The 26,934-nt window shown below is 60.5% G+C and carries 35 protein-coding genes; 28 read left to right on the forward strand and 7 right to left on the reverse strand.

Annotation, left to right across the window (positions count from 1 at the left end; all coding sequences use genetic code 11):
• Positions 1-51 precede the first annotated feature (51 nt).
• Positions 52-1,218, forward strand: a complete 1,167-nt coding sequence (locus tag PSH88_RS09450; RefSeq protein ID WP_305425951.1) for an aminotransferase-like domain-containing protein — start codon at positions 52-54, stop codon at positions 1,216-1,218.
• 196 nt (positions 1,219-1,414) lie between these two features.
• Here PSH88_RS09450 and PSH88_RS09455 read toward each other — a convergent pair whose 3' ends face one another.
• From PSH88_RS09455 to PSH88_RS09485, 7 genes are all read right to left on the reverse strand, one after another.
• Positions 1,415-1,786: a glutathione S-transferase N-terminal domain-containing protein gene (locus PSH88_RS09455; RefSeq protein WP_305425952.1), complete on the reverse strand. Its 372-nt coding sequence runs from the start codon at positions 1,784-1,786 to the stop codon at positions 1,415-1,417.
• Positions 1,787-1,887: 101 nt separating this feature from the next.
• Positions 1,888-2,433, reverse strand: a complete 546-nt coding sequence (gene folE / locus PSH88_RS09460) for a GTP cyclohydrolase I FolE (protein ID WP_123496264.1) — start codon at positions 2,431-2,433, stop codon at positions 1,888-1,890.
• Between the two features lie 22 nt (positions 2,434-2,455).
• A complete protein-coding gene (locus tag PSH88_RS09465) occupies positions 2,456-3,664 on the reverse strand; it encodes a tyrosine-type recombinase/integrase (RefSeq protein ID WP_305425953.1) in 1,209 nt (402 codons plus the stop codon).
• A gap of 285 nt (positions 3,665-3,949) precedes the next feature.
• Entirely contained in the window at positions 3,950-4,192 is a 243-nt protein-coding gene (locus tag PSH88_RS09470) for a pyocin activator PrtN family protein (protein WP_305425954.1), read from the reverse strand.
• The gene (locus tag PSH88_RS09475) at positions 4,189-4,572 is read right to left on the reverse strand and encodes a hypothetical protein (RefSeq protein WP_305425955.1); all 384 of its coding nucleotides are present in this window, start codon (positions 4,570-4,572) and stop codon (positions 4,189-4,191) included. Before PSH88_RS09475 ends, PSH88_RS09470 begins: the two co-directional genes overlap by 4 nt.
• The gene (locus PSH88_RS09480; RefSeq protein WP_305425956.1) at positions 4,569-4,841 is read right to left on the reverse strand and encodes a hypothetical protein; all 273 of its coding nucleotides are present in this window, start codon (positions 4,839-4,841) and stop codon (positions 4,569-4,571) included. The genes PSH88_RS09475 and PSH88_RS09480 overlap by 4 nt, the downstream gene beginning before the upstream one ends.
• Before the next feature lie 521 nt (positions 4,842-5,362).
• On the reverse strand, positions 5,363-6,025 hold the full coding sequence (locus PSH88_RS09485; protein WP_305425957.1) for a LexA family protein: 663 nt from the start codon (positions 6,023-6,025) through the stop codon (positions 5,363-5,365).
• 99 nt (positions 6,026-6,124) lie between these two features.
• Here PSH88_RS09485 and PSH88_RS09490 point away from each other — a divergent pair, with 99 nt between their 5' ends.
• From PSH88_RS09490 to PSH88_RS09620, 27 genes are all read left to right on the forward strand, one after another.
• Entirely contained in the window at positions 6,125-6,322 is a 198-nt protein-coding gene (locus PSH88_RS09490) for a helix-turn-helix domain-containing protein (RefSeq protein ID WP_305425958.1), read from the forward strand.
• Positions 6,323-6,458: 136 nt separating this feature from the next.
• A complete protein-coding gene (locus PSH88_RS09495; protein ID WP_305425960.1) occupies positions 6,459-6,947 on the forward strand; it encodes a phage regulatory CII family protein in 489 nt (162 codons plus the stop codon).
• Entirely contained in the window at positions 6,940-7,146 is a 207-nt protein-coding gene (locus PSH88_RS09500) for a TraR/DksA C4-type zinc finger protein (RefSeq protein ID WP_305425962.1), read from the forward strand. The genes PSH88_RS09495 and PSH88_RS09500 overlap by 8 nt, the downstream gene beginning before the upstream one ends.
• Positions 7,143-9,842 (forward strand): DUF5906 domain-containing protein, encoded by a 2,700-nt coding sequence (locus tag PSH88_RS09505; RefSeq protein ID WP_305425964.1) that lies wholly within the window; start codon positions 7,143-7,145, stop codon positions 9,840-9,842. The genes PSH88_RS09500 and PSH88_RS09505 overlap by 4 nt, the downstream gene beginning before the upstream one ends.
• 328 nt (positions 9,843-10,170) lie before the next feature.
• Entirely contained in the window at positions 10,171-10,659 is a 489-nt protein-coding gene (locus PSH88_RS09510; protein ID WP_305425965.1) for a hypothetical protein, read from the forward strand.
• Between the two features lie 256 nt (positions 10,660-10,915).
• Positions 10,916-11,254, forward strand: a complete 339-nt coding sequence (locus PSH88_RS09515; protein WP_086945412.1) for a phage holin family protein — start codon at positions 10,916-10,918, stop codon at positions 11,252-11,254.
• A 131-nt stretch (positions 11,255-11,385) separates the two neighbouring features.
• Entirely contained in the window at positions 11,386-11,910 is a 525-nt protein-coding gene (locus PSH88_RS09520; protein WP_348529757.1) for a DUF1441 family protein, read from the forward strand.
• Entirely contained in the window at positions 11,855-13,843 is a 1,989-nt protein-coding gene (locus tag PSH88_RS09525) for a phage terminase large subunit family protein (RefSeq protein WP_348529758.1), read from the forward strand. The genes PSH88_RS09520 and PSH88_RS09525 overlap by 56 nt, the downstream gene beginning before the upstream one ends.
• Positions 13,844-13,853: 10 nt before the next feature.
• On the forward strand, positions 13,854-14,069 hold the full coding sequence (locus tag PSH88_RS09530) for a hypothetical protein (protein ID WP_054597792.1): 216 nt from the start codon (positions 13,854-13,856) through the stop codon (positions 14,067-14,069).
• Positions 14,070-14,071: 2 nt separating this feature from the next.
• Positions 14,072-15,682 (forward strand): phage portal protein, encoded by a 1,611-nt coding sequence (locus PSH88_RS09535; RefSeq protein ID WP_305425969.1) that lies wholly within the window; start codon positions 14,072-14,074, stop codon positions 15,680-15,682.
• A gap of 2 nt (positions 15,683-15,684) precedes the next feature.
• Positions 15,685-16,917, forward strand: coding sequence for a S49 family peptidase (locus PSH88_RS09540; RefSeq protein WP_305425970.1), 1,233 nt, complete (start codon positions 15,685-15,687; stop codon positions 16,915-16,917).
• A 12-nt stretch (positions 16,918-16,929) separates the two neighbouring features.
• Positions 16,930-17,280 carry a head decoration protein gene (locus tag PSH88_RS09545; RefSeq protein WP_305425971.1) on the forward strand — a complete coding sequence of 117 codons (351 nt, stop codon included), beginning with the start codon at positions 16,930-16,932 and terminating at the stop codon, positions 17,278-17,280.
• A 13-nt stretch (positions 17,281-17,293) separates the two neighbouring features.
• The gene (locus PSH88_RS09550; RefSeq protein ID WP_305425972.1) at positions 17,294-18,322 is read left to right on the forward strand and encodes a major capsid protein; all 1,029 of its coding nucleotides are present in this window, start codon (positions 17,294-17,296) and stop codon (positions 18,320-18,322) included.
• 1 nt (position 18,323) lies between these two features.
• On the forward strand, positions 18,324-18,548 hold the full coding sequence (locus PSH88_RS09555) for a hypothetical protein (RefSeq protein WP_305425973.1): 225 nt from the start codon (positions 18,324-18,326) through the stop codon (positions 18,546-18,548).
• Positions 18,549-18,550: 2 nt separating this feature from the next.
• The gene (locus tag PSH88_RS09560) at positions 18,551-18,865 is read left to right on the forward strand and encodes a head-tail joining protein (protein ID WP_305425974.1); all 315 of its coding nucleotides are present in this window, start codon (positions 18,551-18,553) and stop codon (positions 18,863-18,865) included.
• Positions 18,862-19,518 carry a hypothetical protein gene (locus tag PSH88_RS09565; RefSeq protein ID WP_305425975.1) on the forward strand — a complete coding sequence of 219 codons (657 nt, stop codon included), beginning with the start codon at positions 18,862-18,864 and terminating at the stop codon, positions 19,516-19,518. The genes PSH88_RS09560 and PSH88_RS09565 overlap by 4 nt, the downstream gene beginning before the upstream one ends.
• Before the next feature lies 1 nt (position 19,519).
• Complete coding sequence (locus tag PSH88_RS09570; protein WP_305425977.1) at positions 19,520-20,041, forward strand: hypothetical protein; 522 nt, start codon at positions 19,520-19,522, stop codon at positions 20,039-20,041.
• Positions 20,038-20,625 (forward strand): phage baseplate assembly protein V, encoded by a 588-nt coding sequence (locus PSH88_RS09575; protein WP_305425978.1) that lies wholly within the window; start codon positions 20,038-20,040, stop codon positions 20,623-20,625. The genes PSH88_RS09570 and PSH88_RS09575 overlap by 4 nt, the downstream gene beginning before the upstream one ends.
• Positions 20,626-20,680: 55 nt before the next feature.
• Positions 20,681-20,914 (forward strand): hypothetical protein, encoded by a 234-nt coding sequence (locus PSH88_RS09580; protein WP_305425979.1) that lies wholly within the window; start codon positions 20,681-20,683, stop codon positions 20,912-20,914.
• A 5-nt stretch (positions 20,915-20,919) separates the two neighbouring features.
• Positions 20,920-21,246, forward strand: coding sequence for a GPW/gp25 family protein (locus tag PSH88_RS09585; protein WP_305425980.1), 327 nt, complete (start codon positions 20,920-20,922; stop codon positions 21,244-21,246).
• A complete protein-coding gene (locus PSH88_RS09590) occupies positions 21,243-22,127 on the forward strand; it encodes a baseplate assembly protein (RefSeq protein WP_305425981.1) in 885 nt (294 codons plus the stop codon). The genes PSH88_RS09585 and PSH88_RS09590 overlap by 4 nt, the downstream gene beginning before the upstream one ends.
• A gap of 1 nt (position 22,128) precedes the next feature.
• Positions 22,129-22,740 (forward strand): phage tail protein I, encoded by a 612-nt coding sequence (locus PSH88_RS09595; protein ID WP_305425983.1) that lies wholly within the window; start codon positions 22,129-22,131, stop codon positions 22,738-22,740.
• Positions 22,733-24,373: a phage tail protein gene (locus PSH88_RS09600; protein WP_305425984.1), complete on the forward strand. Its 1,641-nt coding sequence runs from the start codon at positions 22,733-22,735 to the stop codon at positions 24,371-24,373. Before PSH88_RS09595 ends, PSH88_RS09600 begins: the two co-directional genes overlap by 8 nt.
• Positions 24,374-24,375: 2 nt before the next feature.
• Positions 24,376-24,780 carry a phage tail assembly chaperone gene (locus PSH88_RS09605; protein ID WP_305425985.1) on the forward strand — a complete coding sequence of 135 codons (405 nt, stop codon included), beginning with the start codon at positions 24,376-24,378 and terminating at the stop codon, positions 24,778-24,780.
• Positions 24,781-24,881: 101 nt separating this feature from the next.
• Positions 24,882-26,048, forward strand: a complete 1,167-nt coding sequence (locus PSH88_RS09610) for a phage tail sheath family protein (protein ID WP_305425986.1) — start codon at positions 24,882-24,884, stop codon at positions 26,046-26,048.
• Positions 26,049-26,060: 12 nt separating this feature from the next.
• Complete coding sequence (locus tag PSH88_RS09615) at positions 26,061-26,564, forward strand: phage major tail tube protein (RefSeq protein ID WP_305425987.1); 504 nt, start codon at positions 26,061-26,063, stop codon at positions 26,562-26,564.
• A gap of 9 nt (positions 26,565-26,573) precedes the next feature.
• Positions 26,574-26,879, forward strand: coding sequence for a phage tail assembly protein (locus tag PSH88_RS09620; protein WP_305425988.1), 306 nt, complete (start codon positions 26,574-26,576; stop codon positions 26,877-26,879).
• Positions 26,880-26,934 lie beyond the last annotated feature (55 nt).

The following is a 26,934-nucleotide window of genomic DNA, read 5'->3' on the forward strand; positions in this document are numbered from 1 at the left end:
TCGGTCAACCAGTTTGACTCATTTTTCTCAGGCCTCGCTACCGGTGACCCCATGGCTTTTTCCGAACGTGTCTCGCGCCTTAAAAGTTCTTTGATCCGTGAAATCCTCGCCGCCGCCCAGCGTCCGGAAGTGATGTCGTTCGCCGGCGGCTTGCCGGCTGAAGCCATGCTGCCGAAAGTCGAATGGGCCGACATGCCGCTATCCATGGGGCAATACGGCATGAGTGAAGGCGAGCCGGCGCTGCGTGAGGCGCTGGCGGCCGAAGCCCGAGCGTTGGGCGTGCCGTGCGAGGCGAGTCAGGTGCTGGTGGTCAGCGGTTCCCAGCAAACCCTCGATCTGGCGGCCAAGCTGTACATCGACAAAGGCACCGAGATCCTGCTTGAAGCGCCGACTTACCTGGCAGCGTTGCAGATCTTCCAATTGTTCGGCGCCAACTGCATCACCGTCCCACAGGAAGCCGATGGCCCGAACCTGGCGCAATTGCGCAGCCGCCTGGAAAAACACAAACCAGCGTTCATTTACCTGATTCCGACGTTTCAGAACCCATCGGCGGTGCGCTACAGCGAGGCCAAGCGCGATGCAGTGGCGGCGTTGCTCGACGAGTTCGGCGTGACCCTGATCGAAGACGAACCCTACCGCGAACTGACCTTCGACGGCGGCAGTGCCACGCCCATTGTCAGTCGCTTGAACAAGGCCAGCTGGATCTACACCGGCACCGTGTCGAAAACCCTGTTGCCGGGCCTGCGGGTCGGTTACCTGATCGCCAGCCCAGACCTGTTTCCGCACTTGCTGCGGCTCAAGCAATCGGCCGATCTGCACACCAACCGCATCGGGCAGTGGCAAGCGCTGCAATGGATCGGCACCGAAAAATACCAGCAGCACCTGAGTGAGTTGCGTGACTTCTATCGGGTTCGTCGGGATGCGTTTCAGTCGGGATTGGAAATGCACTTTTCCGATCTAGCGGAGTGGAACGTGCCGCAGGGTGGGTTGTTTTTCTGGCTGACGCTCAAGCAGCCGCTGGATACGCGCACGCTGCTCAAGGCTGCGCTGGCGGCGGATGTGGCGTTTATGCCGGGCGAGCCATTTTTTCCTGAGCCGGACAAGAACCCCGGTCATCTGCGGCTGAACTTCAGCCACATCGACCCGGCGCGGCTGGACGAAGGGCTCAAGCGATTGGCGACGGTGGTGCGTCAGGCACAGGCGGCAGAAGCGGCTTGAGAGGATGCAGAAACAAATAAACCGGCGTATGGGCCGGTTTATTTTTGTCTGAGGTTTGTGGTGGCTGGTCTGGCCTCATCGCGGGCAAGCCCGCTCCCACAGTGGATCTGTTTTAAACACAGATCCCATTTACTCTACAAATCCCTGTGGGAGCGTGGCTTGCCCGCGATGGCGCCGGTCGAAACACCACAAAACCTCAGGCAGCCGCAAACCGCTTATCCAGATAATCAATGATCACCTTGGACTCATACATCCAGGTGGTCTGGCCATTCTCTTCGATGCGCAGGCACGGCACCTTGATCTTGCCACCTTGCTCCAGCAGGGTCTGGCGATCCTGTTCGTTGTTCTTCGCATCACGCAGTGCCACCGGAACGTTCAGACGACGCAGGGTACGGCGGGTTTTCACGCAGAACGGGCAGGCGTGGAACTGATAAAGGGTCAGGTCCTTGGCGGCCGCTTCGACCTGAGCTTGAGCGGCGGCAGGGCGCTGCTTCTTGCCTGGACGAGTGATGAAGTCGATGAAGATGATCAGTTGGCCGAGGCCGACACGAAGCGCTTTTACGAACACGGATAAGCCTCACAGGGGTAAACAGAAAGGCGCGCAGCTTACCTGATTTTCGCAGGCGAAAAAAAACCGGCGATCAGTGCCGGTTTTCTTCGTGCTGCGAGTTACTTGATCAGGCTGAGAAACTCGCTGCGGGTGGCCGCGTTTTCGCGGAACTCGCCGAGCATCACCGAGGTGATCATCGTCGAATTCTGTTTCTCCACACCGCGCATCATCATGCACATGTGCTTGGCCTCGATCACCACCGCAACGCCCAGGGCGCCGGTGACTTGCTGGACCGCGTCGGCGATCTGGCGGCTGAGGTTTTCCTGGATCTGCAGGCGGCGGGCGTACATATCGACGATACGCGCGACTTTCGACAGCCCAAGAACCTTGCCGCTCGGGATGTAGGCGACATGAGCCTTGCCGATGAACGGCAGCATGTGGTGCTCGCACAACGAGTAGAGCTCGATGTCCTTGACCAGCACCATCTCGCTGTTGTCGGAGCTGAACAAGGCACCGTTGGTGACCTCTTCCAGTGTCTGTTCATAACCGCGGCAGAGGTACTGCATGGCTTTGGCGGCACGTTTTGGCGTGTCGAGCAGGCCCTCGCGGGAGGCGTCCTCGCCCAATTGGCCGAGAATCTCGGTGTAATTCTGTTCCAGTGTCACAGGGGCTGATTCCATAAGGGTTTCAGAGGGGTACTGTTTCAGGCTGTACCAATTTTGTACCAATCCAGCTGTTTTCGAGCTTCCCGAGTTCACCCCAGTCGGTGCTGGAGTTTATCCATCGGGCGTAGGTCGATAGCAGCATCTGAACGCTATGACCGAGCTGAGTGGCAATAAATGCAGGGTTCATACCCGCCATGAGGCACATGGTAGCGTATGTGTGTCGGCAGTTGTATTGCCGGCGGGCGCGAAGCTTCAAATCGCTTAGCGCGGCCTGGAAGTGTTTGTCGGTCACACTCGACTGCTGGATGAACTCGAAGTTCTTGGTGGGCGGGAACACAAACGGCGACTCCGCCTGCTTGCGACGGCTCTGCTTCGCGCGTGTTTTGGCCATGCGCTCGGCTTGTTCTATCGCGTGCAAAGCGCGACTGTTGAGCATGACCTGGCGGATATTGCGGGTTTTGGTCCGCTCTTCGATCTTGTAGTCCGCGACGATCCGACACACATTGACCAGGCGCTTTTCCTTGTCGACCTCCTCCCAGCGCAGAGCTGCGATCTCGCTGGGGCGCATGCCGGTATAAAAGGCGAATTCGAAGTACGCCGCGTAGATTTGCATTGAGTGGGTCAAGGTCTGGTACAGGTGATCGATGATCTTATTGGCCTCATCCACCGTGAAGGGGTCAATCGGCTTCTTAGCTTTCACCGGCAGTTCGATGGACTCGACCGGGTTGCGGGTGATCAGCCCGTCCTTCACTGCGGTGCCGAACACCGTGGTCAGGCGCTGGATCGCCGCGCGCTTCACGCCCGGCGTTGGCCACTCGGTGTTCGCTACAACTTTGCGCAGCATGACCGACGTGATGCTGTCGATGGGCAGCATTGCAAGGTAGGGCATCCAGTACAGATTCAGTGAGCCGAGGTAGTTCTTGCGCGTCCCCGCCACGATCTCGCGACTGTTGAGCCACTCCTGGGCGTACTCCCCGAAACGGGGAGTCGCCGAGTAGTTGGCGTACGTGGAGTTGGGGAACAGTTCGGCATAGCGCTGATCATCCAGCACGCCATGCTTGATCAGGCTGGTTACGTGAGCGCGTAGGTCGGCGGCAGCCTTAATCCCCTTCGGCGTTTGGGGATAGGGGAGGGTTTCGCAACGGCGTTGCCCGTTCCAGGTGAAGCGAATGCGGACGGACTGTCCAGCAAATTCAACTCCGGTGGGCAATCCCATTGGCTTTCGAGCCATGCCTCGTATCTCCTGATGCTGTAATAAATGCGGCTGTCGATGGTGTTCCAGACGCCTTTGGGAATGACTCCTCTGGCTCGCTTGCCTTGCAATGCTCGGCGGGTCGTGCCGACCAGTTCGGCCATTTTCTCCTCCGGAATTTTGTCGATCTGGCAAATCTCAACAGCCGGTTCGGGGGCGATTGGGTCTAGAGGCGTGTGCATATGCTGTGTTCCTTGTTTGAGCCAGCTGCCGGATCTTTGGTGAGAGGACGGCAGCCGGATTTGGGTAACCTAGCCTCTGAAATCAAGCCGCTTCTGTTGCTGCTTGGGCGTCGAGGTAGTCGGCGAGGTCATGTAGGTAAACCACGGGTTTAGCCCGCGCTGAGCTGTGCAAGCGTTTGATGTTCAACGGAATGCGGCCTGCCTTGATTTCCTTCAGCAAATAGCGGTCGGTTCGGATGTGTGAGAAGTACCGTTCGCGTACTTCGGCAATAGACGGGCAAGGTGTATCGAATTGCTTTCTAAGCTGGGTGAGGGTGCTGGTCACGCTGCATCCTCCCCGTGCCCCTCGGCTTGTGGCAGCAGCTTCAAGCGAATCAACTCCGCCAGACCTTCTTTGCTGCGACCCATAGCTGCAGCGCAAACGTGACCTTTTTTGTCCGCTACAACCGCCCCATAAGGAAACTCTGGAGAGTTGGTAGGAGTGACGTAAGCCGTCTGACCTTCCAAGATCACTGCGTTGACGCTACGGAAAACCTCAGCAAGTTCCACGCTCAGCGGGGGCATGCTTTCGAGCAGTTGGACGGCTTCTGTTGCCGCACCAACGAGCGTCGCCCGGCTGATAACTCCAGGGCAATTCAGGTAAATCGGAATCAGTTTTAAGGTCCCTACTGCTTGCGTATATGCGTTGTAGTAATTGGTCTTCATGCAGCGACTTCCTTATCCGTGATTACGATGCCCAGTTTTTTCGCAAGCCACTGGATGCCTGTCTCGGTGACCATCACTACTGCGTAGTGCTTGAGTCGTTTCGGACCTACTTGGACGCTTCGCGGATCGGAGAACAAATGGCCGCTGTCACGGTGGTGACTCGCTAGATCGCCCGCTGGCGTGAGAATGCGTAACTCGCGGAGCGCCTTGCGAAGGGCGCGTGGTTTGACGCCAAACAAGGCCGCGGTCTGGTCAAGAGTACGATTCATGTCGAACTCCTTCTGAAATGACGTTTTCTGCGATTTGGCGGTTTGCTACTTCGTGCATGAAGTCACGTAGATGTAGGTGATTGGCTCGATCACCGCGACGCAGCTTCACCTGGTCTGAGCGCCCCGCCACGTCGACTCGGACAAGTGCGTATTCCGCAGTCAACTCAACATCGAACACCGCTTGGATTGTTTGCGCTGGCCGCATCATTGAGCAGGCAGCTCGGCCGCCTGTTTGCAACATGTGATGCAGCAGGTCTTGTTCTATAAGTGGTAGCTGAAAGCAATTCATGGCGTATCACCATGCTCAATTTGTCGGACTTCTATCGTGGTTTCATCCGGCAAACTGTTCGCAGTAACTACATTTTCGTGGGGCGCTATAGAGGTCATCGCTCGTGCTCTTGGTGAGAGGTATACGAGGCGAACAATACAAATACGTATCGATCTGGTCAATACGAATGTGTATTGATTTTTCCATGACCACAAAAAAACCGCCTAAAGGGCGGTCTTGTGGGGAGAGCGATTTAGAAAATTTCCAGTTTTGAAATGACAACCCCGCAAATCACGGCATCTGGCGGTAGCTCAATAATGGGTTCTGGCCACGATGGGTTGAGAGGCTTGAGAAACTGACGATGCCCCTCCAAGACCAGTTGCTTGAACGTTGCTTCATCACTGTTTGTCAGTTTGGCGATGACAAGAGATCCGTTTTCTGGATCCTTCGCTGGGTCGACGTAGATGATGTCGCCATCTCGAAAAGATCGACGTTCATGAGGATTGAACATTGAAAGCCCGCGCACACGAAGCGCATAGGTTTTCTTACTATGAGATACGGCGCATGGAAGCCAAATCTCCGCATCGCCGATATTCATAATATCGATTGCTTCGCACCACGCACCCGCTTGTACCCATGAAATCAATGGAACAGAACCTTTAATAGCAGGACCTGGCTCCACGTTGGCGTGCGCAAACGTACTTGCCTCAGATCCTGCGCTCTTACCAGTCCACAACCAATTCGAAGTAACAGCAAGAGCCTTCGCAATTTTTTCGACGTTCGATTGCCTCGGACTAAGCGATTCACCGGTGATTATTCTGTGAATAGTTGGTTGAGGTACGCCGGATCTGCGACCTAATTCACCTTCTGATAGCTGAAGCTCCGTCATGCGCTGAGCTATACGCTTGCCTATCACATGTTGGTCCTCTGATTCGTAAACGTATTGGGAGTGTATTGCGCTCGTCGATACGCATGCGTATTATCAGCTCAATGCGAAAACGCATTGGTGAATCACATGACTATTCAAAAGATGCTGAACGTACTTCTGGGGCTTGGCTATTCGCAGCGTGCGATTGCGGAGCGTGTCGGAACGACGCAACCCACGATTTTTCGAGCTGCTAAGGGTGCGGATATTCGATACGAAACGGGCAAAGCAATTGAACGGCTTTTTGAGCAAGAAAAAGGCGCTGAGACCCAGCAGGAAATAGCTTAAAGGTGCCAGGCCGGGGCCTCTCACCAAAGATCCCCCAGCCCGGCGACGACGATACACAGCAATGCACATCGGTCGTGGTCGTAGGATAGGTTGTGCCTGTTCCTATGGCTAGACCGTAAAAGGAGTTTTTACGGTTATGAGTCGCAACGCAAAACTGCCGGCCCCTGAGCCGGTTCTTTCTCTTCGAAAGGCGCTGTACCGCGCCGGCCATTCCTACAGAGGCGGTGTCACTGCCTTGGCCCTGGATATGGTTATCGATTACGACACCCTGCAGAAAAAGCTGAAGCACGACTTCGAGCAACGCTGGCTGGATCCGGACGAACTGGAAGAAGTTATCCGGTTGACGGCCAGCCCTGTATTGCTGGATGCGCTAATGCGTCCTGCGGGAATGGTTTGGTACAAACCCGAAGCCGCGGCTCCTACAAAGCAGGCGCTTTTGGCCGTCAGCAAGTTGCTGCACGAAACAGGACTATTTGTTTCCAGCATGCACGAGGGCGCAGCGGACAACGTGTGGGAACAGCACGAAGTCGCTGAGCTGGAGAAACATGGTGCGGACGTGATCCGCGCAGTGCTGGGCATCATGGCCGGCGCCCGTCAGGCGATGGAGGGGCACGAGCATGGCTGATGTGATCGATACGGCCAACGACCAAGCCGATTATTTCCTCCAGGTCGCTTTGGATCGTCGCCCCCGCCCGGTAGTAGGTATCGCCAGTTCCGAATATTGCGCTGACTGTGATGAGCCCATCCCGGTACTTCGTCAGCATACGATCGAAGGGTGTCAGACCTGCGTCAGCTGCCAGGCTTTGCGGGAGCGTCGCCGATGAGTGAGCTGGTCAAAGGAGCGCCCATAGCAGAGTGGGCGCAACGTTACATCGACTCCTTCAATCTCGCCCTGGTTCCCATTGAGGCAGGGGAGAAGGCCCCCAAGGGCATGGGCTGGAACAAGCCCGGGGGCTACATCACCGAAGCGGCGAAAGCCGCTCTTTTTTGGCAAACCAATCCTGCGCACAACTTGGGTGTGGTGCTGGGTCCAAGCCGCGTCTGCTCGTTAGACGTGGATGATGTGCAATGGACGAGGCATCTCCTCTACGAATTGCTGGAGATTGATCTGGATGCAATGGCGTTGGTATTCCCGACGGTTGTTGGGAACCCCGCACGCTTTCGGATCATGTTTCGTGTGCCGGACGGCATCGAGCTGACCCGGCATGCATTGGCGTGGCCGAACGAGAAAGATCCGGATGGCACGATCCACAAGGGTTTGATCGAGAAAGCCAAGGCTGCCAAAGCTGCTGGCGATGCGGTGGGGGAGATCGTGGCGCGGGCTGAGGCCGAGGAGTTCAAGCGCTTTACGGTATTCGAGCTGCGTGCGGGCTTGGTGCAGGACGTGTTGCCTCCATCGATCCATCCAGGTACGGGCAAACCTTACGCCTGGCGTACGCCACCTAAGACAGAGGATGGTTTGCCGGTGCTGCCCTCTGAGTTGCTGGCTATCTGGAACAATTGGGAGATTTTCAAGCGTGACGCCGAGGCTGCGTGTCCCTGGGCGGTGAAGGCAAAAAAGCCTCTTGGCAAGCCGATCAAGCGCCAGGCACCGGCCAATGGCAAGCAACCCTCTGTAATCGACGAGTTCAACCGCTGTCACGACGTGGAAGAGTTGCTGCGCGCCAATGGTTACACCAAACGCGGCGGCAAGTGGCTCTATCCACAGAGCAGCACAGGGTTGCCGGGCATCACGGTGACCGAGGGTAAGGTGTATTCGCACCACGGCGCCGATCCGCTCGCCAACGGACACCAGAACGACGCCTTTGAAGTGTACTGCCTACTCGAGCACGGCGGTGATCAGTCGCGGGCGGTCAAGGAGGCGGCGCGCCTGTTGGGTATGCAGCATTCGTCTCGACCGGATCCGCGAGATCTTCCCCCGCCCCCTTCTGGTGATGCAGCTGCGGCAGATGTGCATGATGAGGCGGCATCTAGCGAGGCGGCTCCTGCAACTCCCGGGGGAACGGGGGAGGAGTTAACCCTTGAGCAGGTGTTGCGTCGGTTTGCACTGGTGGAGGGCACCACGCATGTGTGGGACTGCGACCAGTCGAAGGTAATGAAGAAGTCGGCGTTCGAGGCCCGGGTAGGTAAGCCGTTGGCCAAGGCCTGGCTGGATGACACGGGCAAGCGTCTTATCTCCGATGACCACGTCCGTGACATCGAGCAGGCACGACGCATGGCCGGTAAAAAGGGCGGTGCCCTGGGCATGTCGCCGACGGATCGTTACGTGTACATCGACGGCACCAAGGACGTGTGGGACCGGGAGAAAAAGCGGCGTATCGCCGAAGGTGCGGTCAAGATGGCGTTGGGCGACACCTATCCGCTATGGCTCAACAGTAGCGAGCGGCGAACGGTGGATGTTGAACACATCGTGTTCGATCCGACCATGACCAAGGATCCGGCCGTGTACATCAATACCTTCGACGGGCTGCCGCTTGAGCCGGTCAGAGATGATGCAGCCTGCGCCAACCTGCGCTGGTTGATTTCGTTCCTTTGCAACCATGACGAAGATGCGGTGCGGTGGCTGACGTGCTGGCTGGCTTATCCGCTGCAGCATCTCGGCGCCAAGATGGACACCGCGGTGCTGATGCACTCCAGCATGGAAGGCTCGGGCAAGAGCCTGTTCTTTGCCGACACGCTCGGCATGTTGTACGGGCAGTACGCGGCGACGGTCGGACAGACTCAGCTGGAAAGCAATTTTAACGCTTGGCAAAGCCGCAAGCTTTGGGCGGTCTTCGAGGAGGTTGTGAGTCGCGACCAGCGCTACAACCAGGTAGGCAAGATCAAGCATCTGGTGACAGGCAAAACGGTACGAATGGAATCCAAGTTCATCAACGGCTGGGAAGAGGCCAACCACATGAACGCGGTGTTCCTGAGCAACGAGATCCTGCCCTGGCCCATCAGCGACACCGACCGGCGCATGCTGGTGGTGTGGCCATTGGAGACGTTGCCGGTGGAGCGCCAGAAGGCCATCGGCCAGGAGCTGCAGGAAGGCGGCGTCGCGGCGCTGTACGGTTGGCTATTGGCGGTCGACCTGGGCGATTTCAATCAGCGCACACGTCCACCGTCTACCGATGCCCGGGAGCGGTTGGTCGCCCTGAGTCGTGCCGGCTGGCAAACCTTCCTCCACCTGTGGAAGTACAGTGAACTCGGTCAGGGGTTATGGGGGCCATGCCTCTCCACGGATTTGTATTCGCTGTTCCTTGAGTGGTGCCAGCGCAACAAGGAGCACGTCATGAGTCAGACGAAGTTCTCATTGTTCATCAGTTCGGAGATGAACAAGACACGGGCGATCCCTTGGACCGATGGTAACAACCGACGATTCGGTGCGTTCTTCTTTCCGGTCGACCAGGACGCTTCCCCGCCCCCATCACTGAAAGCGGCCGAGCTTGGCAAGCAGGTCGAAAACTGGCGGGCCAAAGCGAAGCTGGCGGGCTGGAACGTGGACAACTGGGATCACATCAAGGCGGCTGCCGCATGACGACGCCTCTAAGTGTGTTGGGTGTGTCGGGTATGTGTTGGGTTGTCGTGGGCTACTCCACACAGTGTAAACCCCTATGTTTCGCGGACTGGCGGGCTTTGTGTCGGGTGTGTTGGGTTTACGTACGCGTGCGCGCATATGTGACGTTTTTTGATGGCAAAAATGGTGGTCGGAATTCCTTTCATGCGATGGGCGAAAACCCCAACACACCCAACACACTCAACTCAAATTGGATAAAGACCTTGGTTTTAAAGGGATTGTTTTGTGTTGGGTTTGTGTCGGGTATCGGGATTTTTGTGTGGGGTTCGATTGGCGGGGAAATGGGGCAATGATCGAGGAAATTGAAGAGCTGATGATGCACTGGGGGCGGCAGCACTGCCTGATTGGCGACGGGCCGGGGTTAGGCAGTCCGATGGCGACCATCATGCAATATGGCGGCAGCGCGCCGCGTGGAACACCGGGGTCTCGCGATCTTTTGCTGAACGGTGGCGGCGGAATGGATTACGTGGCTTGCGAGGTAGCCGCGGCGGTCGCCCAGTTGGGGAGGCAATCGGAGAAGGGGGCCAAGCTGGCAGCCTTGGCTCACAACCGCTACCTGGCGAATCCGCCGTTGCCGGTTCGCCGTCAGTTGCAGTTGCTGGGTTTACCCGAGGATGGCGACCGGACTTACCGCAATTGGGTGCACCGCATGCATCAGCAAGTGCAGCTCATTCTTACGGTGCGGACTGCGACGACGCGCAACTATGATCGGCGCAGTGGCAGTGCCCAGACCAATCTGACACGTGCCTCGTCCGTAAAGCGGCGTCTGGCGTACTGACCGTTCATCGGAGTGGATTGCCTCAAAGCTGCGTCAAAGTGAGCCAAAGTTGCGTCAAGTGTCACAACCGAAAATAGCCCCTTTTCGGTTTTTCCGGAGGGGGGTAAAAAGTCTCCACGATATGGAATTTGCGCCTTGGCGTAGAGCCCACGAACTATGCACTTTGTCCCGGGGTTACCCAGGACTCCGAAAACCCTGCCCACCCCGGCGGGGTTTTCTTTTTCCGGCGTTGGTGGCGCTACTACTGAGGCAGAACATGACAAATGAGCAGCAAGCGTTGGCTGAGATGCCGATCTGGTTAGTGATCGTCCTGGCCCTGGTTGGCGGCGTGTCGGGTGAGATGTGGCGGGCGGACAAAGATGGGGCGCGAGGTTGGGCATTGTTGCGTCGACTTGCACTTCGATCCGGTGCCTGTATCGCCTGCGGTGTGACAGCGATGATGCTGATGATCGCCGCCGGCATGTCGATCTGGACGGCAGGCGCTCTGGGTTGCCTGACCGCGATGGCCGGCGCCGATGTTGCAATCGGCCTTTACGAACGCTGGGTCGCCAAGCGGTTGGGCGTTTCCGAGTCGGCATCGACCGACCACACCTAGGCGGCCCCCCGGCTGGGGGCCGATTTTTCCGGGTCCTCCTCGAGGGCCGCCCCCTACACGGGTTACCGAACTCGCGGATTCTCTGCAGCTGAGAATCTTGCAGGGATGTCCGTCTTTTCAAAGGGTTAGATATGGGCAGGACAGTCAATAAGGCCGACTTGAGTGAGATCGTCGGCCGCGACGAACGCACCCTGACCCGTTGGCAAAACGACGGCATGCCCGTAGTCGAGTTTGGCATCGGGCGTGGCAACGAAAACCAGTACGACACTGAAGCCGTGATCCAGTGGCTGATGCATCAGGCCTCGCTCAACGGCAAAAAGGAATCCTCCCGCGACCGGCTCGACCGGATCCGGGCCGACCGCGAAGAGCTGGCGATGGCCAAGGATTTGGGTGAGGTGGTCATCGCCGATGACCTGATCGAACGCTTCGAGGCCATGATCACCGCCGCCAAAGTCGAATTACTCAACTCATTTCCGGACGCGCTGGCCGCCGAGCTGTCGGCGCGTTACGGCGTGGAGGTGGACGACCAACTGATCCGAGATCCCATTGAAGCCATCCTGAGGAGGCTGTCTGACTATGACAAGGATGATGCCCCGTCAGATGGATATTCTGACGAACCGGACGATTCGGAGCGCTTTGAGGAAGGCGGCGACTAAGGCGCTGCGCAGCGCCTGTCGCAAGTGGGCACCACCACCGCGCATGAGCATCATCGAGTGGGCGGACAAATACCGCTGGCTCGCGCCGGAAGAGGCGGCACGCCCTGGCAAATACCGCTTCGATGTGACGCCGCACCTGACTTGGCCGGGTGGTCCGCTGGAGGCGCTGGACGATCCGGCGGTTAGTGAGATCGTTGGCCGCAAATCGGCCCAGGTAGCCTGGACGTCGGGCGTATTGGGTAACGCCTTGGGTAAATGGATCGACATCGACCCGTCGCCGATTCTGGTGCTGTTCCCCAAGGCCGAAGCCGCCAAGCAGTACGTCGGTGAAAAGCTCGAACCAATGATCGAGGCCACGCCGCGGCTGCGCAAGAAAGTCGATCTGCGCAGCCGCAAGCTGCAGCAGCGTCAGGACTTCAAGCGGTTCCCCGGCGGGTTCCTGAAGATGGTCGGCTCCAACAGCCCGGCCAGCGTGAAATCCACACCGGTGCCTCGGGTGGCCATCGAGGAGCCCGACGACTGCAACCTCAACCTGCGCGGCCAGGGCGACAGCATCAAACTGGCCAAGGAGCGTCTGAAAACCTTTCGCCGTTCGAAGATCATCATCGGCGGTACGCCGACCATCAAAGGTCTGTCAGCGATTGATGCCGAGCTGGAACTGTCAGACAAGCGCGTTGGCCTGGTGCCGTGTCACGAATGTGGCCAGGAACATGCGCTGAGCTTCGACAACCTGCACTGTGATGAGGATCCGGATTACCTGCATGAGGTATACGGCAGGAAGCGGCCGGAGAAGGCCTTCTACTCGTGTCCGCATTGCGGTGCGATCTGGGACGACAACCAGAAGAACGCCAACCTCAAGCACGGACGCTGGTCGGCCACCGCCGAGTTTCGCGGGATCGCCGGCTACATCCTCAACGAGCTGTACGCGACGTTTTGGGGATCGCGCTTCCAGGTGCTGATGGAGAAAAAGCTTCAGGCCGAACACGCGGCGGCGCAGGGCAACATCGGGCCGATGATCGCCTTCGTCAACAGCTCGAAGGGCGAAAGCTACGAGTACCAGAGCGATGCGCCGAAGACCGACGAACTGGAGAAGCGTGCCGAACCTTACGCCGAACTGACGGCACCCAAAGGCGTACTGCTGATCACCGTCGGCGTCGACGTGCAGGGTGACCGACTGGCGCTGGTCATCACCGGCTGGGGGCGGGGCGAAGAATCCTGGCGATTGTATTGGGGGGAGTTGCATGGCAATCCCATCGATCCCCATGACAGCGTCTGGCAGGAACTGGATCGGGTTATCTCCCGGCCGATTCCCACCGAGGGCGGCGCTCAGTTGGCGGTATCGGCGGTCAGCATCGACAGCTCGGACGGCAACACGAGTGATGCGGTCTACAGCTACGTGCGGGATCGTCAGCGCTACAACGTGATGGCGATCAAAGGCGCGTCCATTGACAGCCGCGACAAGGAGATTTTCACCAAGCCGCCGCAGTCGGTGGATACCTCGCAAGACAACACTAAGGCCGCGAAATACGGCCTACGAGTGCACATCGTCGGCACGCACAAGGCTAAGACGTTGATCGACGGCCGCCTGCGGTTGAAGGGGGCAGGGCCTGGGCGTATGCACTGGTACAGCGAGATTCGCTCGGACTACTACGAGCAGCTCACCAACGAAGTGCTGGCGCCGCATCCGCGTAACCCCAGCAAGATGGTCTGGCAGAAAAAGGCCGGTCGCCGCAACGAGGCACTCGACTGTGAGGTGTATGCCTTGCACGCCGCACGCAGTTTGAAAACCCACCTGCTGCGCGATCACGAGTGGGATCAGTTGGAGCAGCAGCTGCTGCAGCCAACCCTGTTCAACACCGAACAACCGGTCGCACCGGTACCGCGCCGAGCAGTCGCTCGTGGGCGGGGCACCCGCAGTCGTGCGGGCTACTAAGGAAACAATCATGACAGACGCACAACAGCGCCTAGCGGAAGTTCGGGCGGCGATCTCTGACGTCCTGAAAAAAGGGCAGCGCCTGCGTCGTGCGGATCGCGAGCTGTACCGTGCTGAGCTGAACAGCCTGCGCTTGCTGGAGCAGCAGTACGCCAAGGAGGTCGCCCTGGAACAGGCCCAGCAACAGGGCCGTGGCCGCAACCGCATCTCTTACATGGCGATCTGACTATGGGCTTCTTTCGAAAGGATCCGGCCGAGCTGCTGATGCGCGAGGCCATCAAGCTCGCCAAGTCGGCATCCAGTGCACGGCCCATCGTTGCCCAAGGTGGCGGGGGCGGCACCGAGACCCGATGGCGGGGTGCCTCGCGCGTACTGCGCAGCATGGCCAGTTGGATTCCCGGTCTGGGCAGTCCGCGCCGCGACCTCGACCAGAGCGAGCGCCGGATGCTGGTAGCACGCTCACGGGACGCCATGCGCAACCACCTGATTGCCCGAGCAGCCATCACCCGCTTGCGCACCAACGTAGTGGGCACCGGGCTGGTCTGCCGTTCGCAGATCGATCACGACGCGCTTGGACTCAGTGAACAACAGGCGGAAGAACTCAACACCCGGCTTGACCGGTTGTGGTCGCTGTATGCCGACGATCCACGCGAATGCGACGCCGAAGCGACGCTCAACCACTACCAGCTGCAGGCGCTGGTGATGATCTCGTCGATGGTCTGCGGCGATGTGCTGATTGCCAGCCCCGACGATGAGCGTCCGGGTTGCGTATTCAGCACGCGCTTGCAATTGATCGAGTCGGATCGGGTGTGCAATCCGGCCGGCCAATTGGACAGCACTAACCTGGTGGACGGCGTCGAGTTCGACCGACTCGGCGCGCCGCTGGCATATCACGTCTGCAGCGGCTACCCAAACGAGTTCACCGCAGGCCAGTCTCTTCGTTGGGAGCGGTTGCCGGCCTTTGGTGAGGCCACTGGCCGGCGTAGGGTCATGCACGTCATGGCCGACAAGGAGCGACCGGGCCAGAAGCGTGGCGCGCCGTACTTGGCGCCGGTGCTGGAGCCACTGCAGAAGCTGGAGCGCTACAGCAGCGCCGAACTGATGGCGGCGGTGATCTCGGCGATGTTCACCGTGTTCATCAAGAAGAACAACGACTTTCAGGTCTCCAACTTGCCGCTGTCGGCGCTGGCCAACGAAGGCAACGGAGCCGGCGGCGACACCACCGCTGACGGCGAGTTGGCGTTGGGGGAGGGCGCGATTGTCGACTTGGGACAGGGCGAGGAGCCGGTGATCGCCAACCCGGCGCGGCCTAATGCGCAGTTCGATCCGTTCTTCACGGCGGTGGTGAAGGAGATTGGCGCCGCCCTGGAGCAACCGATGGAAGAGCTGTTGCTGCACTACAGCAGCAGTTACAGCGCGGCCCGTGCGGCGATGTTGCAGGCATGGCGCTTCTACAGCCTCCGCCGCTGGTGGCTGATCTGCGACTTCTGCCAGCCCAGCCGTGAACTGCTGATCGACGAAGCGGTGGCGCGTGGGTTGATCAAGTTGCCCGGCTACGCCGATCCGGCCAAGCGCAAGGCGTACTGCCAGGCGATCTGGATCGGTCCGGCACGCGGCGCCATCGATGAGCTGAAGGAAGCCAACGCCGCCGGCAAGCGCATCGAGATCGGCGTCAGCAACGAAACGCTGGAAACCGCCGCGATGACCGGCGAGCCGTGGCAGCAGGTGTACCGCCAGCGCGTGCGCGAAGTGGAGCAACGCCGTGCTGACGGCCTGCACGTTTTGCCCAAGGGGCGCGAGCAGGAAACGCCGCCGCCCACCAACCCCAACGAGGAATAACCATGCCCCGCGCATTTGAGCTGGCTGCCTCGCAGCCCTGGCTGATGCTGCCTGGCGCCCTGGATAACCTGCTGACCATTGCAGATCGGATGGGCGATCCGGCGGCGCTGGAGACCCGGACAGGCGTGCGCCTGGACAACAGCCGCACCGTCAGTACCCGCAATGGGGTGGCGATTATCCCGGTGGTCGGTCCGGTGTTTCGTTACGCCAATCTCTTCACCGAGATCAGCGGCGCGACCAGTACTCAGGTGCTGGCCACCGACCTGCAGACGGCACTGGATGACCCCAAGGTCAACGCGATCATTCTGAACATCGACAGCCCTGGCGGCGTGGCCGCCGGGATCAACGAGCTGGCCGACCAGATCCATGCAGCCCGATCCCGCAAGCGCATCGTCGCCTACATCGGCGGCACCGGGGCCAGCGCGGCCTACTGGATCGCCTCGGCAGCCAGCGAGATCGTTATCGATGAAACCGCGCTGGCCGGCAGCATCGGCGTTGTGGTCGAGGCAGTCGTGGAAGGCGAGGCGGCCAGCGGGCGCAAGCGCTACCAGATCGTCAGCCGCAACGCGCCGAACAAACGCGTGGATCTGGCCACCGAAGAGGGCCGGGCCAAGGTCGGCGAAACGGTCGATGCCATGGGCGACGTGTTCGTGGCCAAGGTTGCCCGCAACCTCGGTGTCGATCCCGAACGCGTGCCGGAGATGGGCGACTTTGGCGGGCTGCGTGTCGGCGCCGCCGCCGTCGAGTCCGGCCTGGCTCACCGCCTGGGCTCGCTTGAAGCACTGATTACTGAATTGGCCAAACCGGCCGCAACCCAACCGAGGAAATTCAATATGACCACCGTCAGCAGCACGGCGGAGTTGCGTGAGGCGCTGGCCGCCGGCACGGATCCGCAAACCATTCAGATTGCCCAAGCCAGCCAGCCGGATCTGGAGAGCATCCGCACCCAGAGTCGCGAGGAGGGCGCGAGCGCTGAGCGTGAACGCATCACCGGCATTCATGCCCTGGCGAGCAAGGGCTTCGAAGCCGAAATCTCTGCCGCCATCGATGCCGGCACCTCGGTCGAAGCCACCGCCCTGCAACTGTTCAAGGCGGCCCAGGATCGCGGTATTTCCCTGAATGCGATCAAGGCCGATGGCACCGGTGCCTCGACTTCCACCCCACCCGGCAATGACGACCAAGGCGAACGCAAGGCCGTGGTCGGCGCCATCGTCGCGGGCGCTTCGCGCCGCTGATTGGAGAACCTCATGAGCAACCCCGAACGCCAAACCTACGTGCCGGATCAGCTGTCGGCCGGTGCCTTCCCGGTGATGATCGACACCGCCGTGATCGCCGCCGGCCAGAGCCTCAAGCGAGGCGCTGTTCTGGGCCAGGTGAAAACCAGCGGCGAATACGTGCTGTGCGCGTCCGCCGCCACCGACGGCTCCGAGGCGCCGAAGGCAATCCTCGACCAGGCCACCGACACCAGCCAAGGCGCCCAGGTGGCGCCGATTCGTCTGACCGGCGAAGTGCTGGGCAGCCAACTCACTCTCGGCGCGGGCCTCACCCTGGCGCAGGCGAAAGCCGCGCTGCGTGGTCTGTGCCTGTTCATTCGCTAAACCGGAGTTTCCGATGGATATTTTTGATACACGCACCATGTTGGAAGCGGTCGAGCAGATGCCGACTGCGCGCCGTTTTCTGCTGAACACCTTCTTCAACGGCGGCAGCCCGGTGACGTTCCCCACCAAGACGGTGGACATCGACATCATCAAGGGAAAACGCAAGATGGCGCCGTTTGTTCACCCGCGCCTGCCAGGCAGCGTGTCGCTGCGCGACGGTTACCACACCGACAACTACACGCCGCCGTATATCCAGCCCAAGCGCGAGACCACCGCCGAACTGGTGCTCAAGCGTGCGGCCGGTGATAACCCATTTTCGTCGCGTACTCCACTGGAGCGCGCGGGGCAACTGCTGGGCAAGGATCTGCGCGACCTGGACGACGAGATCACCCGACGTGAAGAATGGATGTGCGCCCAAGCCCTGACCACCGGCAAGGTGAGCGTGGTCGGGGAGGGCGTGGACGACACCATCGACTTCCTGATGGCCAGCGACCACAAAATCAGCCTGGGCAGCGGTCAATGGGGTACTGCTGACAGCGACCCGATTGCCAACCTGCGTGGCTGGAAACGCAAGATCGCCAAGGATTCCGGGCGCACGGCCAATACCGTGGCTATGAGTGGCGAAGCGCTGGACGCTTTTCAGTCCAACGCGACGGTGATGAAGCAGCTCAACACCCGCCGTGTCGACATGGGTCTGATCAAGCCCGAAGAACTGCCAGATGGCGTGACTTACTTGGGCTACCTGAACGATCCGGGTGTCGACCTGTACGGCTATGACGAGTGGTACCTGGACGATGACGACGACGAACAGCCGATGATTCCGGCGGGTGGCCTGATCCTCGGCTCCACCTCGACGCGCAACGCCATGTTGTACGGCGCCATTCAGGACCTGGCTGCGGTAGAGAGCGGTCTGGTTGAGGCCGCGCGCTTTCCGAAAAGCTGGGTGACTGAAGAACCGAGTGCCCGCTGGCTGAAGCTGCAGAGCGCGGCCTTGGCCGGCCTGCTGGAGCCGGATGCCTTCATCTACGCCAAGGTGGTGTGACATGGCCAAAAAAGCTGAATACCTGGTGATCGATGGTTGTGTGCAGGACGGGCGCACGGTGGTGGTGAAGGGCGAGCCGTACAGTCCGCCGAGCAAAGAGGTGGCGGACGCACTGCTCGCCGAAGGGCGCATCGCCTCGATCAAGGATCCGCTTGCGCAGCAGCTGTTGCGTGAAACTCAGGGCCTCGCCGGTGACGCGGACGACAGCTCCGACGACGGTGCATAACCGTGCGCTTTCGGGAGTTGAGCGACGACATGGACGCCCTGGTGCTGGATGACCTGGGCGACATTGGACTGGTCGGCGATCGGGAGATCGCCGGCTTCTTTTCGGCGCCCTGGCTACAGCCGCGCATGGGGCGGATCAACACCGCGCTACGGGAACCGCAGTTCGAAATCCGCGTCAGCGATGCCGTGGGGATTGAGCCGGGGCAAGTGGTGGTCATCGACCTGCCGGTACAGGACGGTGGCGGCCAGTATGACCTGGTGAAGCTGGAGCCGGACGGCACCGGCTGGGTGGCGTTGCTATTGAGGGCCAAAGCATGAGCGTCGGCAGTCACTTCAAACCCTCGGTCAGCGGCGGAATGATCTCCCTGCAAACCTCGGCGGCGGATCTGAAAGCCTTTCAGGACTTCGCGGCCGTGGTGCCCAAGGCGGCGGCCAATGCCCAGCGCCGGGCGATCAACAAAACCCTGCGCTGGCTGAGCACACACATTGCTCGCGCTGTCGGTCGGCAAGAGCGCATTGCAGTCGCGGCGGTGCGTCAACGTCTGCGCAGTTATCCGGTCAGCGGCGGTGCCACCAGCGGCAAGTTGTGGTTCGGTCTCAATGCCATTGAGGCGAGCCGGATCGGCAACCCCAGGCAGGGCAAGTCCGCCGTGTCGGTGGCCGGCCGCCGCTATCAGGGGGCCTTTTACAAGAAGGTCTACGGCAACAGCGCGGACATCTGGATCCGTACGGCCAGTAAGCATTTCGATGCTGACGACTATCCCGACAGCACGGTGAGCGCGCGAGGTGGGGCGAGTTCGGGCTGGATCGCCGAACACGATAGTCGTTTCCCGCTGGCCAAGGCCAAGGTTTCCCTGGAGCAGGCTCGACCGCACTTCGAAAGCTGGGTGCGTAAGGCCGATGAGCACCTAGTGCATGTCCTGCAGCAGGAACTCAACTTTGAACTGCAGAAGTACCTGAAGGGGAAATGACGTGACGGACGAACCAGAAATCCCGTTCAGCCTTGAACAGCTGTACCAGGCCATCGAGCGGTACATCCATACGCACCTCCCAGGTGTGCAGACGGTCGCTGTGTGGCCAAACATCGAAGATCGAATCTGTCTGCCGGCGGTGTTCATCGAGCTGGCCGAAATGGAGCCGGGGCAAGATCCGGGGACCGGTGAGATGGGGCTGGCCTGCAAGTTCGAAGCGCGAGTGATCACCGATCCGATCCAGCCCGATCACCACCAGCAAGCGGTATTCCTTGCTGGGCAGCTCGCTGTGTTGCTGCGCCTGCAGAGCTGGGGCGTCGCAGTAGAGCCCGCCGAGTTTGTTCAGGCCATGCAGGACTGGACCAAGCCCGAGCTGGACGGCTACACCGTCTGGGTCGTGGAATGGACGCAGCAGATCTACCTCGGCGAAACCGACTGGCCATGGGCGGATCAGCCACCGGGCACGCTGGTGCTGAACATCGAGCCGGGCGATGGCGTGTTCCGTCCGGAGGAGGTGCCATGAGTTCGGGCTACGTCAGCGCGCAGCATGACCGGATGCTTGCCGGCTTGGTCAAGGATTGTTACGTGGTCGCGGTGGATCTCGCTGCATCTCCGCCGGTGTGTCGGGTTTCGGACGGCGAATGGGTCAGCGGCTGGGTGCGCTGGCACAGCGTCGCTGCCGGCAAGGCGCGGCATTGGCGGTCGCCCAGCCTGAACGAGCAGGGCACGCTGATCAGTACCAGCGGCGATGTGGCACAAGGCACGTTCATCCCCGGCCTGTACGGCAACGGCGGACCGCCACCGGACAACCGCGATCACGTCGAGGTCTGGCGTTTTGATGATGGCGGATCCTTGGTCTACGACTGGCAAGCCAAGAGCTACAGCATCAGCCTGCCGATGGGCACGGTCACCATCAAGGTTGGGGCGACCCAGGCCGAAGTGACCGACAACGCCGTCACGGTGAAGTCCGGCATGATCAACCTGGAGGCAACGGTGAACATCAAGGGCCCGGTCAACATCGACGGCACGCTGCACACCACGCAGAACATCACCAGTGACGGGGCGATCCTCGACACCACCGGCAACAGCAACCATCACTCGCACTAGCGACAACTTTTAACCCAGCCCGCCGCGTGCGGGTTTTTTCATTTCCGGAGCAACCATGGCCAAGCCTCAAGACGACTCGGCGGTGCAGGATCTAGCCGCCGCCACCTCCTCAACGCTGACGGCGTCGACCACGACTTTTCGCGACACCCTTTACACCTCCCGCACGCTGATCCTGCCGGATGACCGCGTGCTGGCCGTGGCGAAGGGCGTGATCGCGGTCAGCGCCACGGATGACGTGGCGCTGAAGTACCTCAAGGCCCACGCCGAGTTCGAGCCGCTTAAGGAGTAACTGCGATGATCGGAATGGATCGCCACACCGGGCAGCCCATCTCCGGCATCGAGCATTTACGCCAATCCGTTGCGGACATCCTCGGCACGCCGCTGATGAGCCGTCGTGAACGTCCGGAGTACGGCAGCAAGCTGCGGCGCATGGTCGACCTGCCCATCAACGAGGGCTGGAAGAGCGCCGCGCAAGCCGAGGCCGCCCGGGCGCTGGGCCAGTGGGAGCCGCGACTAACGCTTGAGCGGATACGTGTCCTGTCTGTTCTGGGCGGGCAAATCAATATGCAGATCAGCGGCGAATACCTCGGTGTGCGCGGCACGTTGGAGGTGTGGGTATGAGTACCCTGGTGGATCTGTCGGAACTGCCGGCGCCGGACGTTCTGGAGCCGTTGGACTTCGAGGAGGTGTACGGGGATGCGCTGGACGTGTTCCGTGGACACATGGGCGACAACTGGACCGCCTCGCTGGAAAGCGATCCCGTGACCAAGCTGCTGGAGGTCGGCAGCTACATCAAACTCGGCAACCGGGCACGGGTTAACGACGCGGCCAAGGCGCAGTTTCTGGCTTATGCCATCAACGGCGATCTCGATCAGTTGGCAGCCAACGTCAATCTCAAACGCTTGGTGATTCAGGCGGCGGATCCGCTGGCCGTGCCACCGGTCGAGGCGGTGCTGGAGTCCCACGACGCCCTGCGCGAGCGGGTGCAGATGGCCTATGAGGGGCTGACCACCGCCGGACCGCGCAACAGCTACATCCTGCACGCCCGCAATGCCTCGGCGCTGGTCGCCGATGCCACTGCGGAAAGCCCGGCGCCGGCCTGCGTCGACCTCACCGTGCTGGGGCTTGAAGGCGACGGCGAAGTCGGTCCGGATCTGCTGGCTTTGGTCGCCATAGCTGTGAATGACGACGACGTGCGTCCCGTCGGCGACCGCGTGACGGTGCGCAGCGCCGAGATCCTGCGCTACCGCATTGACGCCGTGCTGCACATGAAAGGTGCCGGCCCGGAAAACGATGCCGCGCTTGCCGAAGCGATCAAACGTCTGGCGGCGTGGATCAACCCGCGTCGACGGTTAGGGCTGGAGGTGGCGCGTTCCGGCGTCGATGCGCAGTTGCATGTGGCCGGGGTGGCGCGGGTTGAACTCAAGGATTGGCAGGATCTGGCCCCGACCAAGGCGCAGGCGGCGTACTGCACTGGTTTCAGCGTCGTGCTGGGAGGTTGATATGCGCAGTCTTTTACCGCTCAACAGCACGCCGCTGGAGCGAGCGATTGAGGCGACGTTCGCTGAGGACACCCTGATCCCGCTGCGTACGCTGTACAACCCCGACACCTGTCCGGTTCACCTGTTGCCGCACCTGGCCTGGGCCTGGTCGGTCGACCGCTGGGATCCCAACTGGTCGGAGCCGGTCAAGCGCGCCGCGATCAAGGCCTCGTTCTACATTCATGCCCACAAGGGCACCATCGGCGCGTTACGTCGGGTAGTCGAGCCGCTGGGTTACCTGATCGAAATCGTCGAGTGGTTCAACACGGTGCCGCAAGGTGTGCCGGGCACCTTCGCCCTGAAGGTCGGCGTGCTGGATACCGGGATCACCGAGGAAATGTATCAGGAGCTGGAGCGCCTGATCGACGACGCCAAGCCTGTCAGTCGGCACCTGACAGGGCTGGACATCATTCTTGAAACCTATAGCGACGCTTACGTTGGCTTCGCCGTTTATGACGGCGATGAGATCGATGTTTACCCATGGAACAACCCGGATATCGACGTGGTGATTCAGGGTTACAAGGGCGTCAGCAATTACATACTCGACGAATTGGACGTGTACCCCCATGGTTGATACGAACACTATTTTTGGCGGCATGCTCACGATTCTGGGGGCGGCGAAGAAAACCAACTGCGACGCGCTGGGGATTCCCTGGGAGCCCAAGTATTTGTTGATCGGTGATGCAAACGGCACCGATCCAGTTCCAAGTCCCACGCAGACGGCGCTGATCCATCAGGTTCATCGCGCCCAGCTCAATCAACTGCGCGTGTCACCGACGGACTCCAACATTTTGATTGCCGAGGTGGTTCTACCGCCGGATGTGGGTGGTTGGTGGATGCGAGAGTTGGCGCTGGAAGACAAGGACGGTGTGTTTTCAGCCGTGGCCAACCTGGCTCCCAGCTATAAGCCGTTGCTGTCCCAAGGATCGGGCCGCAATCAGGTGGTGCGGATGCACATCATCACCAATGGCACCGCCAATATTCAGTTGAAAATCGACCCGAGTGTTGTGCTGGCAACGCGTGAATACGTCGACTCCAGAATTCTGGAAGAACTGTACAAGCTCGACAGCAAACAATCGGTGCGCGTGGCCACTACTGCGAACATCGTGCTGTCAGGTCTTCAGACGGTTGATGGCGTTGCAGTGGTGGCCGGTGATCGGGTGTTGGTGAAAAACCAGGCAACGGCCAAGGACAACGGCCTGTATGTGGCGGCGGCGGGTGTTTGGGCGCGTGCTCCAGATGCCGACGCCAATACCGAGGTGACCTCGGCGTTACTGGTGTCCGTCGAGCAGGGGACCACGCTGGCTGATACGCGCTGGCAGTTAATCACCGACGCCGTGATTGTGCTGGGCACCACCTCGCTGACCTTTCAAAACGTGACCTTTGGCTTCGCGCCGCTGATGTCGCCTAAGTTGACCGGAGTACCTGAAACGCCGACGGCTGCCAAGGACACGGCAACACCGCAAATCGCTTCCTGCGAGTTTGTGCTGGGGCAAGCCTCTGACGATAACCCGAAGGTTAACGGCGTGGCGGCACCCGGCGAGTCAAAGCGTGTGGCACGTTCCGATCACGTTCATCCGACTGACGCGACACGCGCCGGGCTTACCGATTTGCCCTACCGGGGGTTCCTGTCCTGGACTGTGGCGGGGGTCTATACGTGGACGGTTCCACCTGGTGTGACCAAGGGTTATTCCATTGTAAAAGGTGGGGGTGGTAGTGGTCGAAACAGCCAGCTCTTCGGTCCGGGCGGTGGCGGTGGTGGCGTAGCTGAAGGTCTGGTGACACTGGTGCCGGGTACCGTCATTACGATCACGGTCGCCGCCGGCGGAGCGGGGGTCTCCTACAGCGTGGGTGGCAGCCCTGGTCTTGCCGGGGGTAGTTCTTCGTTTGGCGGCTTCATGTCGGCCTCTGGTGGCGGTGGCGGCGACTCCAGCGGTGGCGGTGGTAAAAGCGGCACCGGCACGGGTGGTGACCTCAATTATGGATTGGGCGATGGTCAAAGCGGCGGCCGTGCAAATTCGACATCGTATGGTTTTCCGGGTAGCGGTGGCGGGCCTGGTGGCGCTGGCGCAACGGTCGACGGGGCCGGCGTTAGTCAATCCTCGCTCAGAAATGGTCAGGGGCCAGGCGGTGGCGGTGGAGGGCGGATGGACAACGGCGGCCTCTCTGGTGCCGGTGCGGCCGGCTCCGTCAGCATAAGGTGGTGAGTATGTGGGCACATATTAAAAGCGGTCGTGTCATTGAGGTGACAGACATCGACCCTGTGGGGCGCTATCACGAATCCTGGATCTGGAAGAGCTGTCCGGCGGCTGTCGGGGCGGGTTGGACCTTTGACAGCGGCACCTTTTCGCCGCCGGCGGGCCTTTCTGCGGAGGCCCTGGCCGCCAGCGAGCGGTTTTGGAGGGGCGCTGAACTGGCCAGCAATGAATGGCTGGTCGCCCGGCATCGGGATGAGCTGGACATGAACGAGGCGACAACCCTGTCGGGCGAACAGTTTTCGGCGCTGCTGTCCTATCGCAAGCAGTTGCGCGACTGGCCCGAAGGCTCAGCGTTCCCAGAGAGCACGGGCCGCCCCGTAGCGCCTGACTGGCTCGCGACAATCATTGTCACCTGACGCCCCGCACTGACGGGGCGTTTTCTTTTCCATTACGCAATACCAACATTTCTCACGGCCTCGCTTATGCGGGGCTTTTTCGTTTCTGGAGATTGAGCCTTATGAGTTTCTTTCACGGCGTCACGACCACGGCGGTCGATACCGGCGCACGCACCATCTCGTTGCCGTCCTCCTCGATCATCGGGCTGTGCGACACCTTCACCCCTGGCGTCCTTGGGGGCGGCACGGCCAAGGCCGGCGAGCTGAAACTGATCACCACCGAGCGCGAGGCCATTGCCGCCTTCGGCGCCGGAGCAGCAATCACCAAGGCCTGCCAGGCGATTTACACCAAAGCCAAGGCGGTGATCGTGGCCATCGGCGTGCCCAAGATGGACGACCCGGCGCTGCAGACATCGGCGATCATCGGCGGGGTGCTGGCCTCAGGTCAGCGGACCGGCCTGCAGGCGTTGCTCGATGGCAAAAGCCTGTTCAACGCCCAGCCGCGGCTGCTGATCGCGCCGGGGCATTCAGCGACACAAGCGGTAGCCACCGCCATCGACAGCCTGGCGCAGAAGCTGCGCGCCATGGGCATCATCGACGGTCCCTGCACCACCGACGAAGCCGCCATGGCCTATGCCGACAACTTTGGCAGTCGCAACCTGTTCATGGTCGACCCGGGTGTGCAGTTCTGGGACACCGGCGAAAGCAAGACCGTGGATGCGCCCGGCTCGGCCTGGACGGCGGGCCTGTTCGCCTGGACCGATGCCACCTATGGCTTTTGGGCCTCGCCGTCGAACAAGGAGTTTATCGGCATCACCGGCACCACCCGCGCCGTCGAGTACCTGGATGGCGACGAAACCTGCCGGGCCAACCTGCTCAACAACGCCAAGATCACCACGATCATTCGCGACGACGGGTATCGACTGTGGGGCAACCGCACGCTGTCGAGCGATCCGAAGTGGGCATTCGTCACCCGTGTGCGCACGCTGTTCATTCTCATGGACGCGGTGCAAGCCGGGCACAAATGGGCGGTCGACCGCTCAATCACCAAGACCTACGTCAAGGACGTCACCGACGGCCTCGAGGCATTCATGCGCGACCTGAAGAATCAGGGCGCGGTGATCAACTTCGAGGTGTATGCCGACCATGAGTTGAACACGACCAGCCAGATCGAGCAGGGCAAGGTGTACTGGCGCATTCGCTTCACCGACGTGCCGCCGGCCGAGAACCCGAATTTCCTCTTTGAAGTCACCAACGAATGGATGACCGAAGTGCTTGAAGCCGCCTAAGGAGGCCACCTGATGATTCCTGAAGTTCTGTCCAACTGCGCCGGGTTTATCGACGGCGTGAGTTTTGCCGGTGAGATGCCGAGTCTCACCCTGCCCAAGGTCGTGCTGAAAACCGAAACCTACCGGGGCGGCGGCATGGCCGGCGAGATCGAGATCCCGACCGGCGTCGAGAAACTCGAAGCCGGGTTCACCACCAACGGTGTGCGTCGTGAGGCGTTGAAGTGGTTCGGCCTGTCCGATCGCACCGCGTGCAACGCCGTGTTCCGGGGGGCGTTCAAGGGCCTCAAGGGCAAGGTCATCCCGGTCATTGTCACCATGCGCGGCGGGATCAAAGAGGTCGACATGGGCGACTGGAAGGCCGGTGAAAAGGCCGAGAGCAAACACAACATCGCGCTGACTTACTACAAGCTCGAAGTCGATGGTCGGTTGATCTACGAGATCGACATGGTCGGCATGGTGCTGGTGGTCGACGGCGTTGATCAACTCGCTGAAGAACGTTCGGCCCTGGGCCTTTAAGGAAAAAACATGACTCAAACCACCCTAGAAAAACCGTTACCGAAATGGCTACAGCTCACCGAAGAAGGCTTTCGCATCAGCCTCAAGTATCCGACCGAACTGTCCGGCGTACTGGTCGACACCCTCGCCATCCGCGCGCCCTGTGTGCGTGACGTGCGGGCGGCCCAGGCCACCTGCAACGGTGATGAGGAAAAGCGCGAAATGTCGCTGTTTTCCTCGCTGACCCAGACCCCGGAGGCGGATCTGATGGCGCTCAAACTTGTCGACTATATGCGCCTGCAGGCCGGCTATTTTCGCCTGGTCACGGACGATTAGGTGTGACGCAACCACGTTGAAGACGCTGGCCAAACGCATGGCTCGGGAAACCGGG

Origin of the sequence: Pseudomonas wuhanensis, from assembly GCF_030687395.1 — a bacterium.
Classification (GTDB): domain Bacteria; phylum Pseudomonadota; class Gammaproteobacteria; order Pseudomonadales; family Pseudomonadaceae; genus Aquipseudomonas; species Aquipseudomonas wuhanensis.